Origin of the sequence: Falsochrobactrum ovis, assembly GCF_003259955.1 — a bacterium.
Taxonomy (GTDB): domain Bacteria; phylum Pseudomonadota; class Alphaproteobacteria; order Rhizobiales; family Rhizobiaceae; genus Brucella; species Brucella ovis_A.
The window spans coordinates 1-21,535 of the sequence record NZ_QLMK01000013.1 but is presented as its reverse complement, the minus strand read 5'-3'; the positions used below and the strand labels follow the sequence as shown (position 1 = coordinate 21,535).

The following is a 21,535-nucleotide window of genomic DNA, read 5'->3' as shown; positions in this document are numbered from 1 at the left end:
GGGGAGTATGTCTGCACGGGTACTCGTAGTTGAAAGCATCGCCGCCAACGCTGAGCTTTTGGAAGCGCTTCTTTTGCAGCAATATTATGAGGTGCTTATCGCGAATCGCGGCTCTGACTCGATTGAACTGTGCCGCAGCGGACAGGTAGATATCCTCCTCCTTGAAGTTCAATTGCCCGATATGGACGGATTTGAAGTCTGTCGCCGTCTCAAAGACGATGCTGCGACGTCAAATATTCCGGTGATTATGCTCACCGCCTTTGAGCGGCCCGAAGATCGCATCAACGGTCTTGAGGCTGGAGCAGATGATTATTTCATTAAGCCAGTCAAAGATCGGGTATTATTATCGCGGATTAAAAGCCTTTCTCATTTCAAAACAGTGTCCGATGAGCTGTTCCGGCAGTCAGGAATAGGAGCCGATATTGAGGTAGAAAGACAGGTCGAGGCAAAGCTTTCTGCCCGACTTGGTGGCGGGGATGGTGCAGCCCGCCTGCTTGTCGTGGATGAAGATCAGGCGGCTGCTGCAAGATTATGCATGGTGTTGCGTGACGATTTCTTCGTCGATAGCTGCCACGAGCCGACGGAAGCCGTTTTAAAGGCACTTGAGAACGACTATGACACGATCATCATCTCAGCATCTTCCGCTCACGCGGATGTTTTGAAGTTTTGCGCGCAGTTACGAGCAATCGAAAAAACCCGACATATTCCCATAATTCTGGTCGTAGACGAAGATGAAGGTGCGGTGGTGGTCTCTGCGCTAGAACTGGGTGTTAACGATTATCTTATGCGTCCGATAGAAAAGCTTGAGCTGCACACGCGGCTTAGGACGCAGATTAAGCGTAAATGCTACAATGAGCTATTGCGCCAAAGTCTCCATCAAGCAGCAACAAGATCGGTGACTGATAGCCTGACCGGTCTCCATAATCGGCATTATTTGGAACGGCATATGTCGATTTTCCTTGCCCGAGCGGAAAACCGAAATCGGCCTCTTTCGGTCGTGATGTTCGACTTTGATCACTTTAAAACCGTCAATGAACAGTTTGGCCGTGACGCTGGTGACCAAGTTTTACGCGAATTTGCAGCGCGGCTGCGCAAAATTGTCCGTAATATGGATGTAATTTGCCGATATGGCGGGGAAGAATTTGTGATCGTTCTGCCTGATGCCTCGGCAGAGACAGGGGCGCTTGTTGCAGAGCGCGTGCGCAAAATGGTTGCCGAACAGCCCTTCCTGGTAGGCGCAGATCAACATGAAGCGCAAGTAACGATTAGTGCTGGGATCTCACAACTGCGTGTGAAAGACGATGATTGCGAAACCCTATTTGCACGTGCTGAAGCTGCAATGTTTAGAGCAAAAAGCAGCGGCAGAAACAGAGTTGTGTTATCGGCGGCCTAGACGCCGCAAAAGAAATTATACTTTCAAATAAAACGCCGTCACGAAACGAGACGGCGTTTTTATTTCTACCAGTCTTGGTAGGAAACGAATTATTTGATCTTCGTTTCCTTGAACTCGACATGCTTGCGCACAACCGGGTCGTATTTGGTTTTTGTCATTTTTTCCGTCATCGTGCGGCTGTTCTTCTTCGTTACGTAGAAGAAGCCGGTGTCAGCGGTCGACAAAAGCTTGATCTTGATCGTCGTAGCCTTGGCCATATCGAAATACCTGCTCTTTCATGATTAAACCGCTGCGAGTCCGGCGGTGAGCCAGAAGCGGAAATTCGGCGCGACACTTACGGATTGAGCAGAAAAAGTCAACCCTGCATCTTGTTTTGTACCAATCTAATCACCGCAAACAGCGCATAACCGGCAAAAAACATGCCTAAAGTGTAAGGAAAACCTTTTGGTCCCAATGCGTCCATACCAAGACCAACCATTTGCGGGCCTGCCAACATTCCAATTGCATAGCAGAAAACAAAGGCTGCATTGGCGGAAGCGAGCTCACGCCCAGTGAGTTGAGAGCCAAGATGTGCAAGCCCGACTGTGTAAAGTCCCGCAACGACACCACCCCATAAAAATAGAATGGTGGCTAGCAAATACCAGTTTTCCATCAAATAGGGGAGCGCGATCATACCGCACAAACCCGTTACCGCGCAGATGAGAAGCAATTTACGCCGGTCAGAGATTCGGTCACTGATGATTCCCAAAGGGATTTGCATGAACACATTGCCCAGGCCAATCATCGTGAGAAGTAATGCGGCATCGGCTTCAGGATAACCGACCCGTGCTCCAAAAACCGGGAATAGCGCAAAGCCCCCTGTTTCCACAGCGCCAAACACAAAAACTGCCATTGTTGCGGTGGGTACAGCAAATATGTAGTGCAGGAAAGGAACATGATCGCCTTCCTCAAAATCGGGGCTATCGCGCCATGCCAGCAGCACTGGGATGATTGCGAGTAAGATGATTCCAAAGCCCACATAGAAGGGCAGCGCGCCCGCACTTCCAATGACCGAAAAAAGCCATGGGCCGAGAGCAAAACCGAGGGAAAGCGATGTGGCATATATGCCTAATACCAGCCCGCGTCGGGATGGCGGAGCGGAGGCATTGATCCAATATTCTGACAGGACAAATAAGGCAGTTAATGCAAAATGCAAAACGACCCTTAATGCAAACCAGGCCCATATGGATTGCAGAAAATGAAAGCCGAGAAAGGCGACGCTCCCGATCAAAAGCATGATGACGATTGATCGTGTAACACCAAGCTTGGCAGCAATGGGAGCTGCCAGCGGGGCTGCGACGATAGATGCAAGCCCAGCCACGGCGGTATTTGCCCCGATCATGCTGGCCGAATGTCCACGGCTTTCCAGAAGCACACTCAATAGAGGTATGCCCAGGCCAATGGCGACGCCAACGGCGCTGATCGTGGCAATGGCTGCACCCAGTGAGCGCCAATGAAGTTGCTCTTCTGCCAGATCGCCTGGCTGGCATGGGGCAGAAATTTGCGCAGATTCGTTTTTAATATCCATTTTCGTTAAATCACTTCACGAACATAATGGCGGTGCCGCATAGTAAATTCGATTACCGGTATGGTGGCCGGAAGTTCCGCCTTGTAATCACTCAGCAGTGCTTTTGCTTCACGAAATATTGCTTGCGTGATGCGGGCGAGGTCCAGCCTTTTCAGTTCGTCCATAGTCACCCAATTTAAATCCTCAAGTTCGCCGCTTGGAACGATTTTCTGCGTCTCCAAGTCCGGAACCTGATCGCGAAACGCAATGAAGAACCGTGTATCAAACCGGCGTATATGCCCGGGCGGCGTAATCGCACGAGCGAAATAACGCAAGTCACCCAGTGCAGGCAACATGCCTTCACGCAGGAAGGAGCACCAATCCTCATGATTTGGCAATATTATGTTTTTTGATGTCGTTCGTGCGACGCGCAACCCAGTTTCTTCAAAAGTTTCGCGAATTGCCGATAATCCAAGAGCGCGGGCTCGTCCGACACTGGCTTTTGATCCCATACCAGCCAGCAGTTTTTTAATATCCTGCGCAGGCAATTCACTTGCGGAGATTATATTTTTATCGGCCGGATCGGTTCTGCCACCGGGAAAGACATATTTTCCGGGCATAAATGCAAGACTGTGATGTCGGCGTCCCATCAACACGCGCAAGGATGGTCCGTCTCTATCAATCAGCAAGAGTGAAGCGGCATCGCGCGGTCGCAACACCGGTCTGCGCGTAGATGGTTCAGATTGCGTCAATGTCACTGAACTTTACCGCGTCAGGTGACGTCGCCGTAATCCCCGTCACGATGGCCACCAAAGCCGTGCATGAATAGTGCCCATTGCAGGCCAATTGTTGCACCTTTAATTGGCTGTAGCAAAAGAAGTGACAGCAATACCGTTATCGGCACCCAGATCAGCATATGCAACCACAGCGGGATATCGACCGCGCCTTCCAAGACCATACATCCTGCAATGACAAAATGGCCGATGATCACAATCGTGAGATAGGCGGGAAGATCGTCTGCCCTTTGGGCAGTATAGCTTTCATTACAGACAGAGCAATGATCGACAGGCTTAACAAAAGAGCGAAAAAGTTTTCCTTCGCCGCAATTGGGGCAACGACATCGGAAGCCCCGGCGCATTGCCAGCCCAAGCTGGCGGGAGGGTTGCTCTGTTTTGTTGGCTTCACCACCAAAGACCTGAACTTGGCTTTCTGCAGTACGGGCTTCCAGCATGCTCATCTACGATCTCTCTTTTTATTGCGGGATGCTCCCGCGCTTTGGAATTTGCGACCACGCAATCCCCGTCGAGCCTTATGAAAAGACTGGTTCGATCTGGGGAGGGAATGTGGCTCGGATACCATTTCAAAACGCAGCGCCCCTGCAACGGGCAGAGCTTCGACGAGCTTGACGGTCACCGTATCCCCTAAACGGAAACCCTTGCCGCTTCTTTCTCCGGCAATTGCATGGTTTGCTTCATCATATAAATAGTATTCATCACCCAAAGTTGAAATGGGCACCAGCCCATCTGCGCCATATGTCGCAAGCGATACAAAGAGACCGGCTCGGGTCACGCCAGTGATACGGCCCTCAAACTCGTCACCAAGATGGGCTGCCAGATAATGCGCGATCAGTCGATCCACCGTTTCTCGCTCGGCGAGCATAGCGCGGCGCTCGGTGGCGGAAATGAGCGCGGCAGTTTCGGCAAGTTGTGCCTCTTCGCTGCTGGTCAGTCCGCCTTCGCCCAGTTTCAATGCCTTGATCAAAGCCCGATGGACTGTGAGGTCGGCATAGCGCCGAATGGGAGAGGTGAAATGTGCATAATGCTGCAAGTTCAACCCGAAATGTCCGATATTATCGGGATTATATTCAGCCTGACTTTGGGTGCGCAGAACCACTTGGTTGACCAGTTCCTCATGATCGGTGTCAGCCACTGCATCCAATATCCGATTGAACTGACGAGGCCGTAATTTGGCTCCTTTGGCGAGATTAAGATCAAGCGTGCGCAAAAACTCGCGTAATGTTTCCTGCTTGGCTAGAGCAGGCGCATCATGGATACGATAAATCAGCGGTTGGTGGCGTGATCCAAGCGTTTCAGCCGCACACACATTCGCTTGAATCATAAATTCTTCGATCAACTTATGGGCATCCAGCCTTTCAGGCACAATCACCTTGTCGACCTTGCCTTCGGCATCCAGAAGAATTTTCTTCTCCGGTAGATCAAGTTCCAATGGCTCACGCGCATCACGTCCGCGCTTTAATACCGCATATGCATTCCACAAGGGTTTGAGAATCGTATCCAATATTGGAGCGGTTTTCTCATCAGGCGCACCATCAATTGCAGTCTGTGCCTGATCATAGGCAAGTTTTGCCGCAGATCGCATCATGATACGATGGAAGCGATGCGATTTCTTTTTGCCTTGTGCGTCAAATATCATCCGAACCGCAAGCGCCGGACGGTCTTCAAATTCACGCAAGGAACAGAGATCGTTAGAAATCCGTTCGGGCAGCATTGGCACGACGCGATCTGGGAAATAAACGGAATTGCCGCGATTTAATGCTTCGCGATCGAGTGCCGAACCGGGCCGTATATAAGCGGCAACATCGGCGATGGCGACAATTACAATCTGGCCACCGGGGTTTGCCGGGTCTGTGTCAGCTTCGGCATAAACCGCATCATCATGGTCTTTTGCGTCTGCAGGATCGATGGTCGCAAGCGGAATTTCACGCCAGTCTTCCCGATCATCCATGGTGGCTGGAGGAGCAGATTCAGCTTCCTCAATCACGGCCGCGGGGAAAATATGCGGAATTTCATGCTCGTGGATCGCAATCATGGACAGCGCTTTTTCGCTGTCGATCGACCCGACAACCTGAAGGACTTTACCGTGGGGCAGGCCATAGCGGCGGGATGAAGTCAGTTCTACTTCAACCAGATCGCCGCTTTCAGCATTCTGGAGGGCGGATGAATCAAGCTGCACTTCAGGCTGTTTGCGATTGACAGGTTCAAGCCGCCATTCGCCATTTGAAAGCTTGCGCAGCACGCCGAGAACCGTATTGCTCGCATGATCAAGGATTTTGACCACACGTGCCGAATAATCGGGCCCGCCCTGCTCTTTATTGCGGATGATCTTTGCCAGAACCTTATCGCCAACACCTGCCGCTGGTCCGTTTTGCGATTTGTTTGACCGCATACGCCGGATCATAACAACCGGCGGAGTGCCATAACTTTCCTCATCCCATTCAACCGGACGCGCTAGAAGGCCACCTTCCTTGTCGCGACCAGTAATGCTCAGCACCGTTATTGGTGGCAGAGTGCCGGGGCGTGAAAGCTTGCGGGCGCGCTTTTCGACAAGACCTTCATCGGCAAGTTCTCGCAGCAGATCTTTCAGCAGAACTCTGGAGCCTCCCTTGATATTGAACGCTTTTGCGAGCTCTCTTTTGCCTGCCCGGTCAGGATTTTCCTCAATAAATTTGAGGATTTCTTCCTTGCTGGGCATAAATTGCTGCGTATTGCCAGAAGCTGTTTTCGATTTTGCTGAGGCTGCACGCCGTTCGGTCCTTGCGGACCGCCCGGTGTCGGAATTTGGGATACGGCGTGCCAAATTATTACTCCTCTGCGACCTTGCTCTTGGCCTTTGCGGCCGGTTTCTTAGCCGGTGCTTTTTTCGTCGCCTTCTTTTCACCACTGGCCGCTTTGGCGGCTGTTTTACGTGCCGGGGCTTTTTTAGTCTTGGTATTCGCGGCCTTTTCCGTAATCAATGCGAGCGCTTCTTCGAATGTCACACTTGCCGGATCTTTGCCCTTTGGCAAGGTCGCATTCACTTTGCCCCAATTTACATAAGGTCCATAACGCCCGTCACGGACCGTAATTGCTCCGCCGTCTGGATGGTCACCCAACGTTGCCAGTGCTGCTGGTGCTGCACGTCCACGGCCAGGGCCTTTGGACTGCTTATCAGCAAGAGCGGCCACGGCCCGATTGATACCGACTGAAAAAACTTCGTCAGCACTTTCCAGATTGGCAAAGGTGCCATCATGGCTAACATAGGGTCCATAACGTCCAATGGAAGCAGTGATCATTTTTCCTGTTTCAGGATGTTGCCCCACATCGCGCGGTAGCGAAAGAAGCGCCAAAGCTTTCTCATAGTCAATCGTGTCTGGCGTCCAGCCTTTGGGCAGGCTCGCCCGTTTGGCTTCCTTGCCTTCACCGCGTTGCACATAAGGGCCAAAACGCCCGGTCCGCAGAGTGATATCTTCTTCGGTAAAGGGATCTTTCCCCAAGTTTTTTGGCTCGTCGGAAGCCGCTGCTTCACCATTGCTATCGCCGCCAAGCTGACGGGTGAATTTGCATTCTGGATAGTTAGAACAGCCGACAAAGGCGCCATAACGGCCAAGTTTCAATGACAACTGGCCGTTGCCACAGGCCGGACAGGAGCGTGGATCGCTTCCATCTCCCCGGTCAGGGAAAGCCAAAGACGCGAGTTCTTCATTGAGGGCATCAAGAACATTAGTGACCCGCAATTCCTTGATATCTTCAACAGAGCCTGAGAAATCGCGCCAAAAATCACGCAATACGTCTTTCCAGGACAGCTTGCCATCCGAAATAAGGTCTAGCTTTTCTTCGAGCGCGGCAGTGAAATCATATTCCACGTAGCGTCTAAAGAAGCTTTCGAGGAAAGAAATGACCAACCGCCCCTTTGGCTCGGGAGACAGCCTACGCTTTTCAATCGTGACATATTCACGGTCGCGAAGGGTGGCGAGCGTCGCGGCATAGGTTGAAGGACGGCCAATGCCCAGCTCTTCCATTTTTTTGATCAGCGAGGCTTCGGAATAACGCGGAGGTGGTTCGGTCGAATGCTGCGTAGCATCAATTTTTTCACGCGTTAGCGCTTCGCCCTGACGGATTTCCGGCAGTTTTGCGCTGTCTTCGTCCTCATCTTCCTCTTCGCGATGGTCCATATAGGCCGCAAGGAAACCGTCAAACTTGGTCACCGAGCCATTGGCACGCAGCATGGCAGACTTATCGCCATTGAGCGCCTCAATATCAACTGTGGTGCGTTCAATGTCAGCGGCCTGCATCTGGCTAGCAATGGCGCGTTTCCAGATCAGCTCGTAAAGCCGTGCCTGGTCTTCATCGAGATAACGACGCATCTCTTTGGGATGACGTGAAAAGTCGGTCGGGCGGATTGCTTCGTGCGCTTCCTGCGCGTTCTTGGCTTTGCTCGAATAGAAACGCGGTTTTTCCGGCACATATTTCGTGCCGAAATTATTTCCGATCGCGCTGCGTGCGGCCTGAATGGCTTCTGAAGCCATTTGGACACCATCAGTACGCATATAGGTGATCAGACCTGCGGTTTCTCCGCCAATATCGACACCTTCGTAAAGCCGCTGTGCGACCTGCATGGTGCGTGAAGCAGAAAAGCCCAGTTGTCCTGAAGCAGCCTGTTGCAGCGTAGAAGTGGTAAAGGGCGGTCCGGGATTACGCTTGGTTGGCTTGGCTTCAACGGAAGCCACGTTAAAGCTTGCTCCTTCCAGCATGGAACGAATAGAATTTGCCTGTTCAGCGTTTTTTATGTCGAGCTTACCTAGCCTCTTTCCGTCCAGAACGGTAAGGCGCGCCATAAAGCCGTCGTTGCGCGGTGTTTTGAGCTGAGCTGCGATATTCCAATATTCTTCACGAATAAAACGCTCAATTTCCGACTCGCGATCACAAACCAGACGCAATGCGACCGATTGCACGCGCCCAGCCGAGCGAGCCCCAGGCAGTTTGCGCCAAAGAACGGGCGACAGTGTGAAGCCAACGAGATAATCGAGCGCACGGCGAGCGAGATAGGCATCCACCAATGGCTCATCAATGTCGCGCGGATTGGCAATAGCATCAAGAACTGCCTTTTTGGTGATCGCGTTAAAAGCGACCCGCTTAACAGTCTTTCCCCTGAGGGCTTTCTTTTGATTGAGAACTTCCAGCACATGCCATGAAATGGCTTCCCCTTCGCGATCAGGGTCAGTTGCCAGAAACAGGTTGTCGCTGTCTTTCAGCGCTTTAATAATATCGGCAAGCCGTTTGGAAGAACTGCTGTCTACTTCCCACGACATGGCAAAATCTTCATCAGGCCGCACGGAACCATCCTTTGCCGGAAGATCCCGCACGTGGCCAAATGAGGCTAGGACCTTATAGTCGGAGCCTAGATATTTGTTGATAGTCTTGGCCTTGGCAGGCGATTCGACAATGACGACGTTCATTCAAGCGATCCAATTAACGACCTGGCCGGGCAAAAAATGCTTTGTCGGCGCGATGATATGACCTCCCACATGAACAGCGAGCGCGGTTTGGTCAAGAGTGAGACTATAAAATTCGCGCAATTACAATCAAAGGTTGATTTAAATAGGCTTGTCGCCGTAAAGTGGTCTGCGGTTGCAGTGACCTCGTTTTTTGTTCGGAAGATCGTAATTTTTCAAGGGAAGCCTGTATTCGGTTTCTGTTCTATGTATGTTTTGATTGCACGCAAGTCCGATTCCGATTCTTAGTTTTTGAAAAACGTTATGAAACGACGTTGCTCGGGGGGGCATAATGGATCAAAGGCAGGCAACTAAAGCTGAAACGCTAGCATATATTGAAGCAATGTTACGAGAATTACTTAAACTTGCGAGAACAACCGATAAACATTTGCTTATTTATATGCTTGATATGGCCCTACAAGAGGCGCGAGAAAGTCAAAAAATACAACCAGGGGGGTGCTAATACTTTAAACAAGCGAAGAAACAGGGTTAAGTTCTTCGCTTGGCACGAGCGCAACTTGGTTTCCAGGATAGCGGATAATGCGACCTGCAAGATCAAGCTCAAGCAGAATGAGTTGAACAGCATCCGGATCTAAACCCGTAAATCTAACAAGTGAGTCGATATCGATAGGGGTAATACCCAGTGCATCGACCAATCGATTGCGATCATTATCAGTTGTCGGCACTTTGAGCGGTGCCGGATCTTCGTCAAGTTGAGTGAACGATGCTGGCGGTGCATCCTCCAGATCAAGCTCGCCGGTTGGCATCCAGGGCGCGAGGCCTTCAATTACATCGTCAACCTGGGTTACAAGGGTAGCGCCCTGTTTGAGCAAGGAATTGGTTCCACGGGCACGCGGGTCGAGTGGTGAGCCAGGGACAGCGAATACTGTGCGGCCCATTTCGCCTGCCATCCGTGCACTAATGAGCGACCCGGATCGTTCGGCAGCTTCGATGACAATCAAGCCGAGCGACAAACCTGCAATAATGCGATTGCGGCGCGGGAAGTCCCGTGCGCGCGGTTCAGCTCCCATTGGCATTTCGGTGATCAATGCCCCGCCATGTTCTGGGATAGCGCGATAAATGGGCAGGTTTTCTGCAGGATAGGGACGGTCCAACCCGCCGGCAAGTACTGCAACTGTTCCGCTGGCCATGCTGGCTTTATGAGCAGCCGCGTCAATGCCGCGAGCAAGGCCCGATATGACTGCAAATCCGGCATCGCCGAGATCTTGCGCCAGCCGTTCGGTAAAGCGGGCACCGGCGACGGAAGCATTTCTTGATCCGACAATAGCAACCGGCGGTTTGCGAAAGACCCGTGTGTCACCCTTGACGATGACAAGTGGTGGTGGAAATTCGCAATTCTTGAGCTGTTGCGGATAATCCGGCTCGCCCATGCCAATCAGCTGGGTGCCATTGCGGTAAATTGCTTCTATTTCACGCTCAGCATCTTCCACGGACATGATGCGAAGTGGGCGCGCACTGCCGCCACGAATATTAAGTTCTGGCAAGCGTTCAATCGCATTGGCCGCCGACCCGCAGAAAAGAACCAAATCACGAAAGGTGGCAGCACCAATATTATCGGTACGTATAAGGCGCAGCCAGTTGAGCCGCTGATTATCAGAGAGACGAATTCCAGATCGAAAATTCGTCTTCTCTTTCATCCCTTAGCTCCGATTTTGCTTTCGCTTCCATCAAGTAATCGCGAAATATTGGCTCGATGCGTGATAAAAATAATAATAGTTAACAGCGCCATCAGTGCGGCATCAACCGTATCTCCCCGCGCATAAAGTGCAATAGGAGTTATGAGGCTGGCGATCATGGCCGATAGGGAAGAATAGCGCGTCAATAGAGCGGTTATGATCCATGCGGCAGCAAATACCAGTGCACCCTGCCAAGCAAGCCCCAGCAAAATGCCCAGATAAGTTGCAACGCCTTTACCGCCTTTAAATCCAATCCATACGGGAAAGAGATGGCCGATAAATGCACCCAAACCTGCTGCAATGGCTGCATATTCACCATAACGAGCAGCGATCAAAACGGCGGCTGTGCCTTTGAGAACATCAAGCAGAAGCGTTGCAGCGGCCAGCTTTTTATTGCCAGTCCGCAGCACATTGGTGGCACCAATATTACCCGATCCAATGGAGCGCACATCGCCAAGACCTGCATATCGGGTCAGGATAAGTCCAAAAGGGATTGAGCCTAGAATATAGCCAAAAAGCAGCGAGGCAAAGCCGAGCAAACTGAACAGACCTGTTTCGGCCATATTATTCCCCTTTGTTTATTCAGCCGAATAGACGATTTTGCCCGCGACTATAGTGTGCTGAACCCGCCCTTGGAAGCGCGCACCTTCAAAGCAACTATTTTTTGAACGAGAATGCAAATCTTGTTCGCGAACAACCCAAGGCTCATCCAGATCAACAATGACAAGATCAGCGCTTGCGCCTGCTTGCAAAGTGCCCGCATCAAGTCCGAATATTTTTGCCGGTGCAGTTGAAAGCACTTCTACCAAACGCAGTAACGGAATGCTGTCATTATGATAGAGACGAAGTGCTGCCGCCAGCAATGTTTCAAGCCCGATCGCGCCTGCTTCAGCATCGGCAAAGGGTAGGCGTTTTGTGTCTACATCCTGTGGATCATGAGCGGAGACGACTATATCAATCGTGCCGTTTTTCACCGCTTCCACCATGGCTAGACGGTCTTCTTCCTGGCGCAAGGGTGGTGACAGGCGGAAGAAGGTGCGGAATTCGCCAATGTCGTTTTCATTGAGCGAGAGATGATTAATCGAAACACCTGCCGTCACTTTTGCGCCCAAGTCTTTTGCTCGACGCATCGCTTCTGCAGACATAGCGCATGAAATTTGTGCAGCATGGTACCGACTTTTTGTGAGCGCTGCTAAACGTAGATCGCGTTCAAGCGGAATCACTTCTGCTTCGCGAGGCGTGCCCGAAAGGCCGAGCCAGCTGGCAAAAAGCCCTTCATTCATCACGCCATTAGCACCCAGATAAGGGTCCCGAGTTTCGCAAGCGAGAACCACATCAAAATCGCGAGCATAGGTTAATGCGCGTCGCATCAATTGCGTATTGGCAATGGTGTTGCGGCCTTCAGTAAAACCAACCGCGCCAGCATCTCGCAATAGTCCAATTTCGGTCAACTCTTCACCAAGTAATCCCTTGGTAATGGCTGCTGCCGGGTGAATATTAACCACTGCCGTGTCCCGCGCGGTGCGTTTTACGAATTCCACCAGCGCAACATCGTCGATTACCGGATTGGTATCGGGCATCATGATAAGCGACGTAACGCCGCCGGCCGCCGCAGCCCGACTGGCCGAGGCAATTGTTTCACGGTGCTCATTGCCAGGTTCGCCAATAAAGACGCGTGCATCTACCAGCCCCGGCAAGATCGCTAGGCCGTTGAGATCAATGATCTGAGCATCTTCGGGCGCCCCTTGATTGTGAGCTTCCGCTCCGCTTGCGACGATTTTTCCGTCTGCAATCAGCAGGCTGCCAATTTCATCAATTCCGCGAGATGGATCGATAATACGGGCGTTTTCAAATAATGTGGAACTCATGCCCGGTCTCCCTCGCTGATTGCATCGCGGCGCGGATCAAGCAATGCTTCCATCACCGCCATACGCACCGCCACGCCCATTTCAACTTGCTGCTGGATGACGCTTTGCGCACCATCGGCAACGTCAGAAGCGATTTCAACACTGCGATTCATTGGTCCCGGATGCATCACCAGCGCATCTGGCTTGGCATGTTTGAGTTTTTCGTTGTCGAGGCCATAGAAGCGGAAATATTCACGCACTGAAGGCACAAAAGAACCGGCCATGCGCTCACGTTGCAAACGCAGCATCATGACGACATCTGCGTCTTTTAGGCCTTCTTCCATATTGTTATAAACTTCAACACTCATATCAGCGATACCCGCCGGCAGCAGTGTGGAAGGTGCAACAACCCTCACGCGGGCGCCCAAAGCGTTGAGCAGCAAAATATTGGAGCGCGCCACGCGCGAATGCAGCACATCACCGCAAATGGCAATGATGAGATTTTCGATCTGCCCTTTGGCACGACGAATAGTCAACGCATCAAGCAGGGCTTGAGTTGGATGTTCATGTGCACCATCGCCCGCATTGACAACTGAGCAGCCGACCTTTTGCGCAAGCAGCGCTGCGGCACCGGCAGAAGCATGGCGAATGACCAGAATATCCGGCTGCATGGCGTTGAGTGTCATCGCAGTATCGATGAGTGTTTCGCCTTTTTTGACCGATGAATTGCCAACAGACATATTCATCACGTCAGCGCCTAGCCGTTTGCCAGCCAGTTCGAACGAAGATTGCGTCCGGGTCGATGCTTCAAAAAACAGGTTGATTTGCGTGCGACCGCGCAGCACAGACTTCTTTTTCTCAAACTGCCGTGAGACAGCGACTTCCTGATCTGCAAGATCAAGCAAGCAAAGAATGTCCAGAGGCGATAGCCCCTTAATGCCAAGCAGGTGGCGATGAGGGAAGAGCGGAGAGGCCGGTTGTGTTATCATGGCAAGTCATCCGTATAAGGTGGGGAATGCGGCACCGCAACCGTCCTTATAGTGGCTTGTGCAGATTCCAAAAGGAAAACCTGTATTTCACGCACAGAAACCTGATGCATGAGGGAAATTTAAGGAATTAACTGGCAAGAGTCACAAGAATCGAGTCAAACCAACGGACAAGCCTGTGAAAACGCATGAAATCACCAACCAGCCCCCGCTTATGGCGGGTAATAATGCTTATCTGGGCGACCCGCTTCTGATGCAGCTCGCAGCGCGATTCCCCAAAGAGCTTCATACTGAACTAGAACAGACCGGGCGTTTTGTTCTGTCAGCTGAGGCTCAGGAATTTGCGCGACTGGCAAATACGGAAATACCCAAACTGCGCACCCATGACCGGCAAGGTCGCAGGACAGATCTGGTCGATTATCATCCCGCCTATCATGCGCTGATGCGTCGTTCGAGCGCGCAAGGGTTGCATTCCTCAATCTGGGAAGCCAATCCGCTTGAAACGGGTCGACGGCATCAGACACGTGCAACGCGGTTTTATTTGGCCGCCCAGCTGGAGGCAGGCCATCTTTGCCCGCTCACCATGACCAGCGCGTCTCTGGCCGCGCTAATGGCTTCTCCTGATCTCTATGAAAAATGGTTGCCGCATATTCTGTCGCGCAAATATGATTCCTCGCAAAAGCCCGCTTTGAGCAAACAAGGCATCACCATTGGCATGGGAATGACAGAAAAGCAGGCGGGTACTGATCTGCGCGCCATTACAACCAGAGCCACGCGCAATGACGATAGAAGTTATAACATAACGGGTCATAAATGGTTCCTATCTGCGCCAATGTCCGATGCTTTTTTGGTGCTGGCACAGGCCGATGAGGGTCTTTCCTGCTTTTTCCTGCCACGCTTGCAGCAAGATGGCACGGGCAATGGTTTTATGTTTCAGCGTTTGAAAGACAAGCTGGGCAACCGATCCAATGCTTCGGCCGAAGTCGAATTTGATCAGGCAAATGGATATATGGTCGGAAATCCCGGCGAGGGCGTGAAGACCATCATGGATATGGTGACGCTGACGCGGCTCGATTGTGCGGTTGCTTCCGCTGGTCTGATGCGTTCTGGCCTGGCGGAAGCTGTTCATCATGCGCGCCATCGGCAGGTCTTTGGAGAAACGCTGATTGATCAGCCTTTGATGAACCGTGTTTTCGCCGATATGGCGCTCGATGTTGCCGCCGCCACTGCACTTTCTATGCGGCTTGCGCGTGCTTTTGATATGGCCGCAACCGATCGTGCGGAAGCGGCTTTTGCCCGCTGCATGACACCGGTGGTGAAATATTGGGTCTGCAAGATTGCACCGGCGCTGCTTTATGAAGCGATGGAATGCCTTGGCGGCAATGGATATATTGAAGATGGCAATTTGGCGCGGGCCTATCGCGAGGCACCAGTTAACGCGATCTGGGAAGGCTCGGGCAATGTGATGGCGCTCGATGTGGTGCGTGTACTTTCGCGCGGTCCGGCACTTTTTGACGAAGTGCTTGATTGGATCAGTGGACAGCTTGGCGTGCGCGGGCAGGGGACTATAGATGTGCTACATGCGGCATTACATTTGACGCAAAGTGATCCCGGCGTAGCGCGGCTTTTGACTGAGCAACTGGCCTTTGCGGCGGCGGCTGCCGAATTGCGAAATCTTGGGGCTGACGATATTGCCGATGCGTTTATCGACACGCGTCTGGGTGGGCAATGGCGCACCACTTATGGTATGTTGGATGCACGCCACAATGCAGTAAAGCTGCTGGATCTGCTTTATCCCGCGTCATAATCATCGTTGTTGTCGTTGTTTCGGCTGAGCGCATGAATGCGGTCGAGCGCGCCTTGTAGGATGAAAGCGGCAGCGGCCGAATCAATGCGTTCGGCGCGTTTGCCGCGTGAGACATCCATGCCAAGTAGGGCCCTTTCAGCGGCAACGGTTGAAAGTCGCTCGTCCCAAAAGACAAACGGGATGTCGGTCAATGGCTGCATTGTACGCACAAATGCCCGTGTGGCCTGTACACGCGGCCCAGCACTGCCATCCATATTCATCGGCAGACCAATGATGATGGCACCTACATTATCAGCCTGAAGCGCTTTTAAAAGCACTTGCGCATCAATTGTAAATTTTACCCGCTTGATGACAGGGCGGGGATTGGCAAAGGAAAGGCTAAGATCGGATACGGCAACGCCGATTGTCTTGGTGCCAAGATCCAGTCCAGCGACGGTCTGGCCGGGTTGCAGGATGGTTGCAACATTTTCAATTTCGATAACGGCCATTATTTCCCTTGTCGCAGTGGCGGTTTAAAAATCTATCTGACTTGTCTAAAACTCTCCGGGCGTCATATCTGGTCCGGGAATAAAAATCGAGGTCAAAGGAGAACCCTTATGAAAATCACCTGGCTTGGTCATTCTGCATTTCGCATTGAAATAGCAAGCGCCACTATCCTGATCGATCCTTTTCTTAACGGCAATCCGGGCGCTAAGGGCATTGATTTTGCGCAAGCCACGCAAGGCGCAACCCATATTGCCCTGACCCACGGCCATGGTGATCATGTCGGTGATACGGTGGCAATCGCCAAAGAACATGGCGCGACTGTTATCGCCAATGCTGATCTTGCTAGCTGGCTGGGCAGTCAGGGAGTTGAAAAACTTGATCCCGGTAATACGGGCGGAACCATTGCGCATGATGGCTTCACGGTCACTTTCGTCAATGCGCTGCATTCATCGGCAATATTGACCGAAAATGGCGTATCGCAAGCGCTGGGCAATCCAAATGGTTTGGTGTTTCACTTTGACGACGCACCGACGCTTTATCATATGGGGGACACAGATATTTTTTCCGATATGGCGCTGATCAATGAATTGCATCAGCCAGAAATCGGTATTGTGCCAATTGGTGATCGCTTTACCATGGGCGGTGCAGTGGCCGCGCTAGCCTGTCAGCGTTTCTTTAATTTCAAAACCGTGCTTCCATGTCATTATGGCTCGTTCCCGATTATCGACCAGACGGCAGAACATTTCATAGCCGGCATGGCAGATCAGACGAAAACGAAAGTTCTGGCCGATCCAGCCGGTACTGTTCACAGTTTCTAATTGGATTTTGAAGCGCAAGAAATGTTGCGCTTCAATCATCGCACCGTTATAGCCGGTATTGAGAACCAAAAGGGTGGCAATCGCCGCCCCTTTCAAGCATTTGCGGAGAACAGAATGCCCGTCGATATTTCCACCGTGAAGCGCGTTGCCAGTCTTGCGCGTATCGCCGTTAACGACGAAGCTGCCGAACGTATGACCGGTGAACTCAATGCTATTCTGGGCTTGGTTGAGCAATTGAACGAAGTGGATGTTGAGGGCGTGGAGCCCATGACATCTGTTGCGGCAATGAAAATGCGCCTACGTGAAGACGTGGTAAATGATGGCAATATTGCTGATGCCGTTGTCGCCAATGCTCCGGTTTCAGAAGAAAATTTCTTCGTGGTGCCGAAGGTCGTTGAATAAGACTTTCTGAACCCGCACCAAACAACGCCTTCTGAGGCGTACTGACAGGATTTTATGATGAGCGAACTGACCGCACTGACTATTGCCGAAGCGCGCGATAAGCTGAAGACCAAAGCCATCACCGCGACCGAACTGACCGAAGCCTATCTGGGCGCGATTGAAGCTGCCAATGGTGCTCTTAATGCCTATGTTGCCGTTACGCCCGATCAGGCGCGTGAAATGGCTAAGGCTTCCGATGCCCGTATTGCGAGCGGCGAGGCGGGAGCGTTAGAAGGTATACCGCTGGGTGTTAAGGACTTATTCGCCACCAGGGGCGTTCACACGCAGGCCTGCTCACATATTCTCGATGGTTTTAAGCCTGAATATGAATCAACCGTCACAGCCAATCTTTGGGCTGATGGCGCTGTTATGTTGGGTAAACTCAATATGGATGAATTCGCGATGGGTTCATCCAATGAAAGCTCCTATTATGGCCCGGTAAAAAACCCTTGGCGCGCCGAAGGTTCCACTGCTGATCTCGTGCCAGGCGGATCATCGGGCGGTTCGGCAGCGGCTGTTGCGGCGCATCTTTGCGCAGGCGCTACCGCGACCGATACGGGCGGCTCGATCCGCCAGCCCGCAGCATTCACCGGCACGGTTGGTATTAAACCCACTTATGGCCGGGTATCGCGCTGGGGCATTATTGCTTATGCTTCCTCACTTGATCAGGCGGGTCCGATTGCACGCGATGTCCGTGATGCGGCAATCTTGCTCAAATCTATGGCATCGCTTGATCTAAAAGATACAACCTCGGCTGATCTTCCTGTGCCTGATTATGAAGCCGCTATCGGCAAATCGGTGAAAGGCATGAAGATCGGTATTCCGAAAGAATATCGCCTTGAGGGAATGCCTGCGGAAGTCGAAGAACTTTGGCAAAAGGGCATTCAATATCTCAAAGATGCTGGCGCTGAGATTGTTGATATTTCGCTGCCGCATACAAAATATGCGCTTGGCGCTTATTATATTATCTCGCCTGCGGAAGCTTCGTCCAACCTCGCGCGTTATGATGGCGTGCGTTATGGTTTGCGCGTTCCGGGCAAAGATATTGCCGATATGTATGAGCAGACCCGCGCTGCGGGCTTTGGTCAGGAAGTTAAGCGTCGGGTTATGATCGGCACCTATGTGCTTTCAGCCGGATATTACGATGCCTATTATGTACGCGCTCAAAAAGTGCGCACGCTGATCAAGAAAGATTTTGATGACGTCTATGCGCAAGGGGTTCAAGCTATCCTGACCCCGACGACGCCTTCTGCAGCTTTCGGACTGGGCGATGAAGAACTCGCCAAAGATCCGGTCAAAATGTACCTCAATGACATATTCACCGTGACTGTGAATATGGCAGGGCTTCCTGCTATTACGGTCCCCGCGGGCGTTAATAATGAAGGATTGCCGCTTGGTCTGCAGTTGATCGGACGACCTTTCGAGGAAGAAACTTTGTTTCAAACTGCGAGCATTATCGAAAAGGCCGCTGGTCGTTTTATCCCGAAAAAATGGTGGTAAAAGACGGTTAGTCCAATAATTAAAACCCGGAAATCAGCGTTGATTTCCGGGTTTTTTCATGAGGGATAGTGTAGAAAACCTGTTAACGTGCCGCCAAGACGCCAGCGATCAAGCCAGTTGCACCTGCTATAAGTAGATATTGGTTATCCACCTTCACCCAATGCTGGCCACGACCGGGCTTGCGAAGGCCATGACGCTTGTAATCGCGAATTTCCTGATGGCGGCGCCAGTTGCTGTAACGCTGTCCCTTAGACCAGCGCTTTTGCTGCACTTTCTTGCGGCGGTCATGACGATGGAAATTCTTGGACGGACCGGGACGGCTTGGCTCTACCCGATGATGACCCGGCTTGCGCGGCTGATGATGACTTTGCGCTTGTGCCAGCGGTGCACCGATAAAGGAAAGGGCGATTGCTGCCATAACTACTTTTTTAAACATCGAGTTTCTCCATTTCGTTGGGGTCAAATTAGGACACACATCGTGAATGGAAGATGAATGGATAGCTAAAATAACATTAAATAAAATCAATGTGATGATGTTGCGGTTTAAACCTGCGTGGAAGCCGCATTAAGTGTTATGCCCATTGTGCTAAGAGCCCGGACTAACGCGAACTGCTCACAAGGTCATATAATGGGACCGAAGCAGTTTCATCGAACATAGCTGCGGTATAGACCCATGCGGGAATGGAATTCGCCGCTTCCATATAATGACTGCCTTTATATTCGCTACAAGCGGTTTCGTTATATTTTTTAACCGGTAAGTCCATCCGGTAATAAATTTCCGCAACCACAGCCGGAAAGCAGAAGAAGGGCTTGCCTTCTGTTTGACTACGAAGTTTGTTTGCGCGGTCAGCAATCGGATCAATAATCAGTACCGGAACATCGCCAATCTCGTGACGGCCGCTGGAAGGAGATAGCTGAGTTTCGGGTAGGCTGGGTTTGTGATCGCCATAAATGAAAAAAAACGCTTCTGGATATTTACTGCGTATGGAAGTGATAAATTCTTCCATATCGTTAATGCTGGCGCGCAGTTTTTTCCGGTAGTTGGCTATTGGTTCGCTGCCATTGCCGTCAGTATAGGGTCCATGAGTGTACATCGTGGCAAGATGTAGGAATAATTTTTTCCCCGCAGCCGCCTCAATGCGACTAATCGCATGGTCGTATAATATTTTATCTCGCGGGTAGACTGGTTCGTCATGGGGTGCCATTTGTTCTATTCCATGGAACGCGGTAAAACCTAGTTTTGGTTCGACCTCATCACGAAACCAAAATTTTTGAAGATAATTATGAAGTGATTCTGTTTGAAAATTATTGGCTCGCAAATGACTTGGCAGAGTCGAAGTCGCATCAGCGAAAAAATCCCGATACTCCTGATAGATAATACCGGCTACGGCAGGATTATGTGTAGAGAGGCCTGACAATAGTTCCAAAGTTGCATTGGGTGTGCCGCCCCCAAACACGGGCGACACAGCTCTGAATTCAGTGGTAGCAAGTTTCTTTATCGGAATAAATTCGTCGTCCAGAAGCCCTTCTTTATACTAGCAAGACTCACATAGAATATTGATAAAAAGAGAGGGCGAGTCATTTGCCGGAACGGCGTTGGTATATAGCCGATTGAATTCTATCCGTTCTTGTTCGGTAATAGATACAGGTTGAGGTCGATTTCCAGTCTGCGCTAGATGCACAATCAAGCCGTTTGTTTTATAATTATGTGGCCAGTCCCAGCTATAATAGGGGATGCCCATTTTGTTGGCATTAGCTGCGGTCGTCATCACCAAGTGGTGCGTCTGTGTCAGCGTAACAACCACCAGTCCGCAGAGTATAGCGTATCGCCACCATTTACGAAGTATCAGGTTGCGGCTTTTCACCCAATTTATTCCAATTAACAATACTATCGCGATCAGTACCAGTATGAACTCGTGCAATTGTACGTATTTTAAGGCAATGGAAATATGGGTAGTGTGACTGATGTCTCCGAAGATTAAAGGTTCACCAGTAGCTGCCCTTTTTTTAAAAGAAGCTAAGCGTAAAAGCGCTGTGAAGAATAATACAGTAATTGCACTTGAGATCGGGGAAAGCGCAATATTGAAGAATGCATATATAAAAAATACGATAATGGAAGTAAGAAGTAATGGCTTTAAGTTGATATCGGTTAAGTCAGTGCTTACCCGAAAGGAAATTAATGCAGCTATCAAGACAGTAACGCATCCCCACCCACAAAATTTTATGAGGTAGGTGCGAATCTTGCTTGATCGTTTACGATGGATGTTAAGTCGTGCGCGCCGCATAATAGACTTGTCATAAATCTGTCATAGCAAGTCAAGAGGATCATACGAAATATGCAACGGTGTTATGATATGGGGGAATATTTAGTATCCGTATATTATTAGCGGCGCTCATTGTGAAAGTTATAACGTGGGCCTTCTTCGTGCCCAAACAGGAGCGCTTTTCTACGTCAGTCTAATCGTGAGCATGACAGATGAAAATGAGGTCCAGCTGGCCATTGGGCTAAAATACGCGATATATTTTCGGTATCAGCCAAAATTCAAAGATTTGAGAATTAAGCATTTTTACAAGTATAGTGGCTCACCGGGCGGTTTTTTTAATAATTTTGGTGGCTATACTCTTATTATTTTTCAATCTGTTAAGCCTAGGCCGTGTGGACGGATTTGGCCAAGATGAAGCCTGCGACGAGCGCGACGAAGGAAGCAAAGTTTCGCTTTGTCTTCTCGCAGCGTAGGGCGAT

19 protein-coding genes are annotated in these 21,535 nt (G+C 50.9%); 5 read left to right on the top strand and 14 right to left on the bottom strand.

All coding sequences use genetic code 11. The features are described from left to right. Positions 1 to 7: 7 nt before the first annotated feature. A complete protein-coding gene (locus tag C7374_RS12725) occupies positions 8 to 1,393 on the top strand; it encodes a PleD family two-component system response regulator (protein ID WP_111576005.1) in 1,386 nt (461 codons plus the stop codon). An 89-nt stretch (positions 1,394 to 1,482) separates the two neighbouring features. On the opposite strand, the gene rpmG is transcribed toward C7374_RS12725, so the two are convergent. From rpmG to C7374_RS12670, 10 genes are all read right to left on the bottom strand, one after another. Then, on the bottom strand, positions 1,483 to 1,650 hold the full coding sequence (gene rpmG, locus C7374_RS12720; RefSeq protein WP_111576004.1) for a 50S ribosomal protein L33: 168 nt from the start codon (positions 1,648 to 1,650) through the stop codon (positions 1,483 to 1,485). A 98-nt stretch (positions 1,651 to 1,748) separates the two neighbouring features. Further along, positions 1,749 to 2,960: an MFS transporter gene (locus tag C7374_RS12715; protein ID WP_111576003.1), complete on the bottom strand. Its 1,212-nt coding sequence runs from the start codon at positions 2,958 to 2,960 to the stop codon at positions 1,749 to 1,751. Between the two features lie 5 nt (positions 2,961 to 2,965). Further along, positions 2,966 to 3,559 (bottom strand): NUDIX hydrolase, encoded by a 594-nt coding sequence (locus C7374_RS12710; RefSeq protein WP_374850617.1) that lies wholly within the window; start codon positions 3,557 to 3,559, stop codon positions 2,966 to 2,968. A 152-nt stretch (positions 3,560 to 3,711) separates the two neighbouring features. Beyond that, a complete protein-coding gene (locus tag C7374_RS12705) occupies positions 3,712 to 4,176 on the bottom strand; it encodes a DUF983 domain-containing protein (protein WP_111576002.1) in 465 nt (154 codons plus the stop codon). Then, positions 4,173 to 6,536: a ribonuclease R gene (rnr, locus tag C7374_RS12700; RefSeq protein WP_111576001.1), complete on the bottom strand. Its 2,364-nt coding sequence runs from the start codon at positions 6,534 to 6,536 to the stop codon at positions 4,173 to 4,175. Before rnr ends, C7374_RS12705 begins: the two co-directional genes overlap by 4 nt. A gap of 4 nt (positions 6,537 to 6,540) precedes the next feature. Next, positions 6,541 to 9,174 carry a type I DNA topoisomerase gene (gene topA, locus C7374_RS12695; RefSeq protein WP_111576000.1) on the bottom strand — a complete coding sequence of 878 codons (2,634 nt, stop codon included), beginning with the start codon at positions 9,172 to 9,174 and terminating at the stop codon, positions 6,541 to 6,543. Positions 9,175 to 9,677: 503 nt separating this feature from the next. After that, positions 9,678 to 10,868: a DNA-processing protein DprA gene (dprA, locus tag C7374_RS12685; protein WP_111575998.1), complete on the bottom strand. Its 1,191-nt coding sequence runs from the start codon at positions 10,866 to 10,868 to the stop codon at positions 9,678 to 9,680. Continuing rightward, complete coding sequence (gene plsY, locus C7374_RS12680) at positions 10,865 to 11,470, bottom strand: glycerol-3-phosphate 1-O-acyltransferase PlsY (protein ID WP_111575997.1); 606 nt, start codon at positions 11,468 to 11,470, stop codon at positions 10,865 to 10,867. The genes dprA and plsY overlap by 4 nt, the downstream gene beginning before the upstream one ends. A 15-nt stretch (positions 11,471 to 11,485) precedes the next feature. Further along, positions 11,486 to 12,775, bottom strand: coding sequence for a dihydroorotase (locus tag C7374_RS12675; RefSeq protein ID WP_111575996.1), 1,290 nt, complete (start codon positions 12,773 to 12,775; stop codon positions 11,486 to 11,488). Continuing rightward, positions 12,772 to 13,743 carry an aspartate carbamoyltransferase catalytic subunit gene (locus tag C7374_RS12670; protein ID WP_111575995.1) on the bottom strand — a complete coding sequence of 324 codons (972 nt, stop codon included), beginning with the start codon at positions 13,741 to 13,743 and terminating at the stop codon, positions 12,772 to 12,774. Before C7374_RS12670 ends, C7374_RS12675 begins: the two co-directional genes overlap by 4 nt. A gap of 175 nt (positions 13,744 to 13,918) precedes the next feature. Here C7374_RS12670 and C7374_RS12665 point away from each other — a divergent pair, with 175 nt between their 5' ends. Next, on the top strand, positions 13,919 to 15,547 hold the full coding sequence (locus C7374_RS12665) for an acyl-CoA dehydrogenase family protein (RefSeq protein ID WP_111575994.1): 1,629 nt from the start codon (positions 13,919 to 13,921) through the stop codon (positions 15,545 to 15,547). Here the strand turns inward: C7374_RS12665 and ruvX are convergent. Further along, positions 15,532 to 16,035, bottom strand: coding sequence for a Holliday junction resolvase RuvX (gene ruvX / locus C7374_RS12660; RefSeq protein ID WP_111575993.1), 504 nt, complete (start codon positions 16,033 to 16,035; stop codon positions 15,532 to 15,534). The two genes, C7374_RS12665 and ruvX, sit on opposite strands and share 16 nt — an antisense overlap. Before the next feature lie 108 nt (positions 16,036 to 16,143). On the opposite strand from ruvX, the gene C7374_RS12655 reads away from it, so the two are divergent. The 3 genes from C7374_RS12655 (at position 16,144) to gatA (ending at position 18,792) form a co-directional block, all read left to right on the top strand. After that, positions 16,144 to 16,851, top strand: a complete 708-nt coding sequence (locus C7374_RS12655) for a metal-dependent hydrolase (RefSeq protein ID WP_111575992.1) — start codon at positions 16,144 to 16,146, stop codon at positions 16,849 to 16,851. Between the two features lie 114 nt (positions 16,852 to 16,965). Continuing rightward, complete coding sequence (gene gatC / locus C7374_RS12650) at positions 16,966 to 17,253, top strand: Asp-tRNA(Asn)/Glu-tRNA(Gln) amidotransferase subunit GatC (RefSeq protein ID WP_111576043.1); 288 nt, start codon at positions 16,966 to 16,968, stop codon at positions 17,251 to 17,253. 57 nt (positions 17,254 to 17,310) lie between these two features. Next, a complete protein-coding gene (gene gatA / locus C7374_RS12645; RefSeq protein ID WP_111576042.1) occupies positions 17,311 to 18,792 on the top strand; it encodes an Asp-tRNA(Asn)/Glu-tRNA(Gln) amidotransferase subunit GatA in 1,482 nt (493 codons plus the stop codon). Positions 18,793 to 18,874: 82 nt separating this feature from the next. Here the strand turns inward: gatA and C7374_RS12640 are convergent, their stop codons facing one another. From C7374_RS12640 to C7374_RS15825, 3 genes are all read right to left on the bottom strand, one after another. Continuing rightward, complete coding sequence (locus tag C7374_RS12640) at positions 18,875 to 19,228, bottom strand: RcnB family protein (protein WP_111575991.1); 354 nt, start codon at positions 19,226 to 19,228, stop codon at positions 18,875 to 18,877. A 163-nt stretch (positions 19,229 to 19,391) separates the two neighbouring features. Next, positions 19,392 to 20,291, bottom strand: coding sequence for a sulfatase-like hydrolase/transferase (locus tag C7374_RS12635; RefSeq protein ID WP_342634726.1), 900 nt, complete (start codon positions 20,289 to 20,291; stop codon positions 19,392 to 19,394). Between the two features lie 36 nt (positions 20,292 to 20,327). Continuing rightward, the gene (locus tag C7374_RS15825; RefSeq protein WP_146612737.1) at positions 20,328 to 20,984 is read right to left on the bottom strand and encodes a hypothetical protein; all 657 of its coding nucleotides are present in this window, start codon (positions 20,982 to 20,984) and stop codon (positions 20,328 to 20,330) included. Positions 20,985 to 21,535 lie beyond the last annotated feature (551 nt).

Coding starts and splice junctions, on each gene's coding strand:
- C7374_RS12725 (WP_111576005.1), top strand. CDS start 8: ATGTCTGCACGGGTACTCGTAGTTGAAAGCATCGCCGCCAACGCTGAG.
- rpmG (WP_111576004.1), bottom strand. CDS start 1,650: ATGGCCAAGGCTACGACGATCAAGATCAAGCTTTTGTCGACCGCTGAC.
- C7374_RS12715 (WP_111576003.1), bottom strand. CDS start 2,960: ATGGATATTAAAAACGAATCTGCGCAAATTTCTGCCCCATGCCAGCCA.
- C7374_RS12710 (WP_374850617.1), bottom strand. CDS start 3,559: ATGCCCGGAAAATATGTCTTTCCCGGTGGCAGAACCGATCCGGCCGAT.
- C7374_RS12705 (WP_111576002.1), bottom strand. CDS start 4,176: ATGAGCATGCTGGAAGCCCGTACTGCAGAAAGCCAAGTTCAGGTCTTT.
- topA (WP_111576000.1), bottom strand. CDS start 9,174: ATGAACGTCGTCATTGTCGAATCGCCTGCCAAGGCCAAGACTATCAAC.
- dprA (WP_111575998.1), bottom strand. CDS start 10,868: ATGAAAGAGAAGACGAATTTTCGATCTGGAATTCGTCTCTCTGATAAT.
- plsY (WP_111575997.1), bottom strand. CDS start 11,470: ATGGCCGAAACAGGTCTGTTCAGTTTGCTCGGCTTTGCCTCGCTGCTT.
- C7374_RS12675 (WP_111575996.1), bottom strand. CDS start 12,775: ATGAGTTCCACATTATTTGAAAACGCCCGTATTATCGATCCATCTCGC.
- C7374_RS12670 (WP_111575995.1), bottom strand. CDS start 13,743: ATGATAACACAACCGGCCTCTCCGCTCTTCCCTCATCGCCACCTGCTT.
- ruvX (WP_111575993.1), bottom strand. CDS start 16,035: ATGGCCGTTATCGAAATTGAAAATGTTGCAACCATCCTGCAACCCGGC.
- C7374_RS12655 (WP_111575992.1), top strand. CDS start 16,144: ATGAAAATCACCTGGCTTGGTCATTCTGCATTTCGCATTGAAATAGCA.
- gatC (WP_111576043.1), top strand. CDS start 16,966: ATGCCCGTCGATATTTCCACCGTGAAGCGCGTTGCCAGTCTTGCGCGT.
- gatA (WP_111576042.1), top strand. CDS start 17,311: ATGAGCGAACTGACCGCACTGACTATTGCCGAAGCGCGCGATAAGCTG.
- C7374_RS12640 (WP_111575991.1), bottom strand. CDS start 19,228: ATGTTTAAAAAAGTAGTTATGGCAGCAATCGCCCTTTCCTTTATCGGT.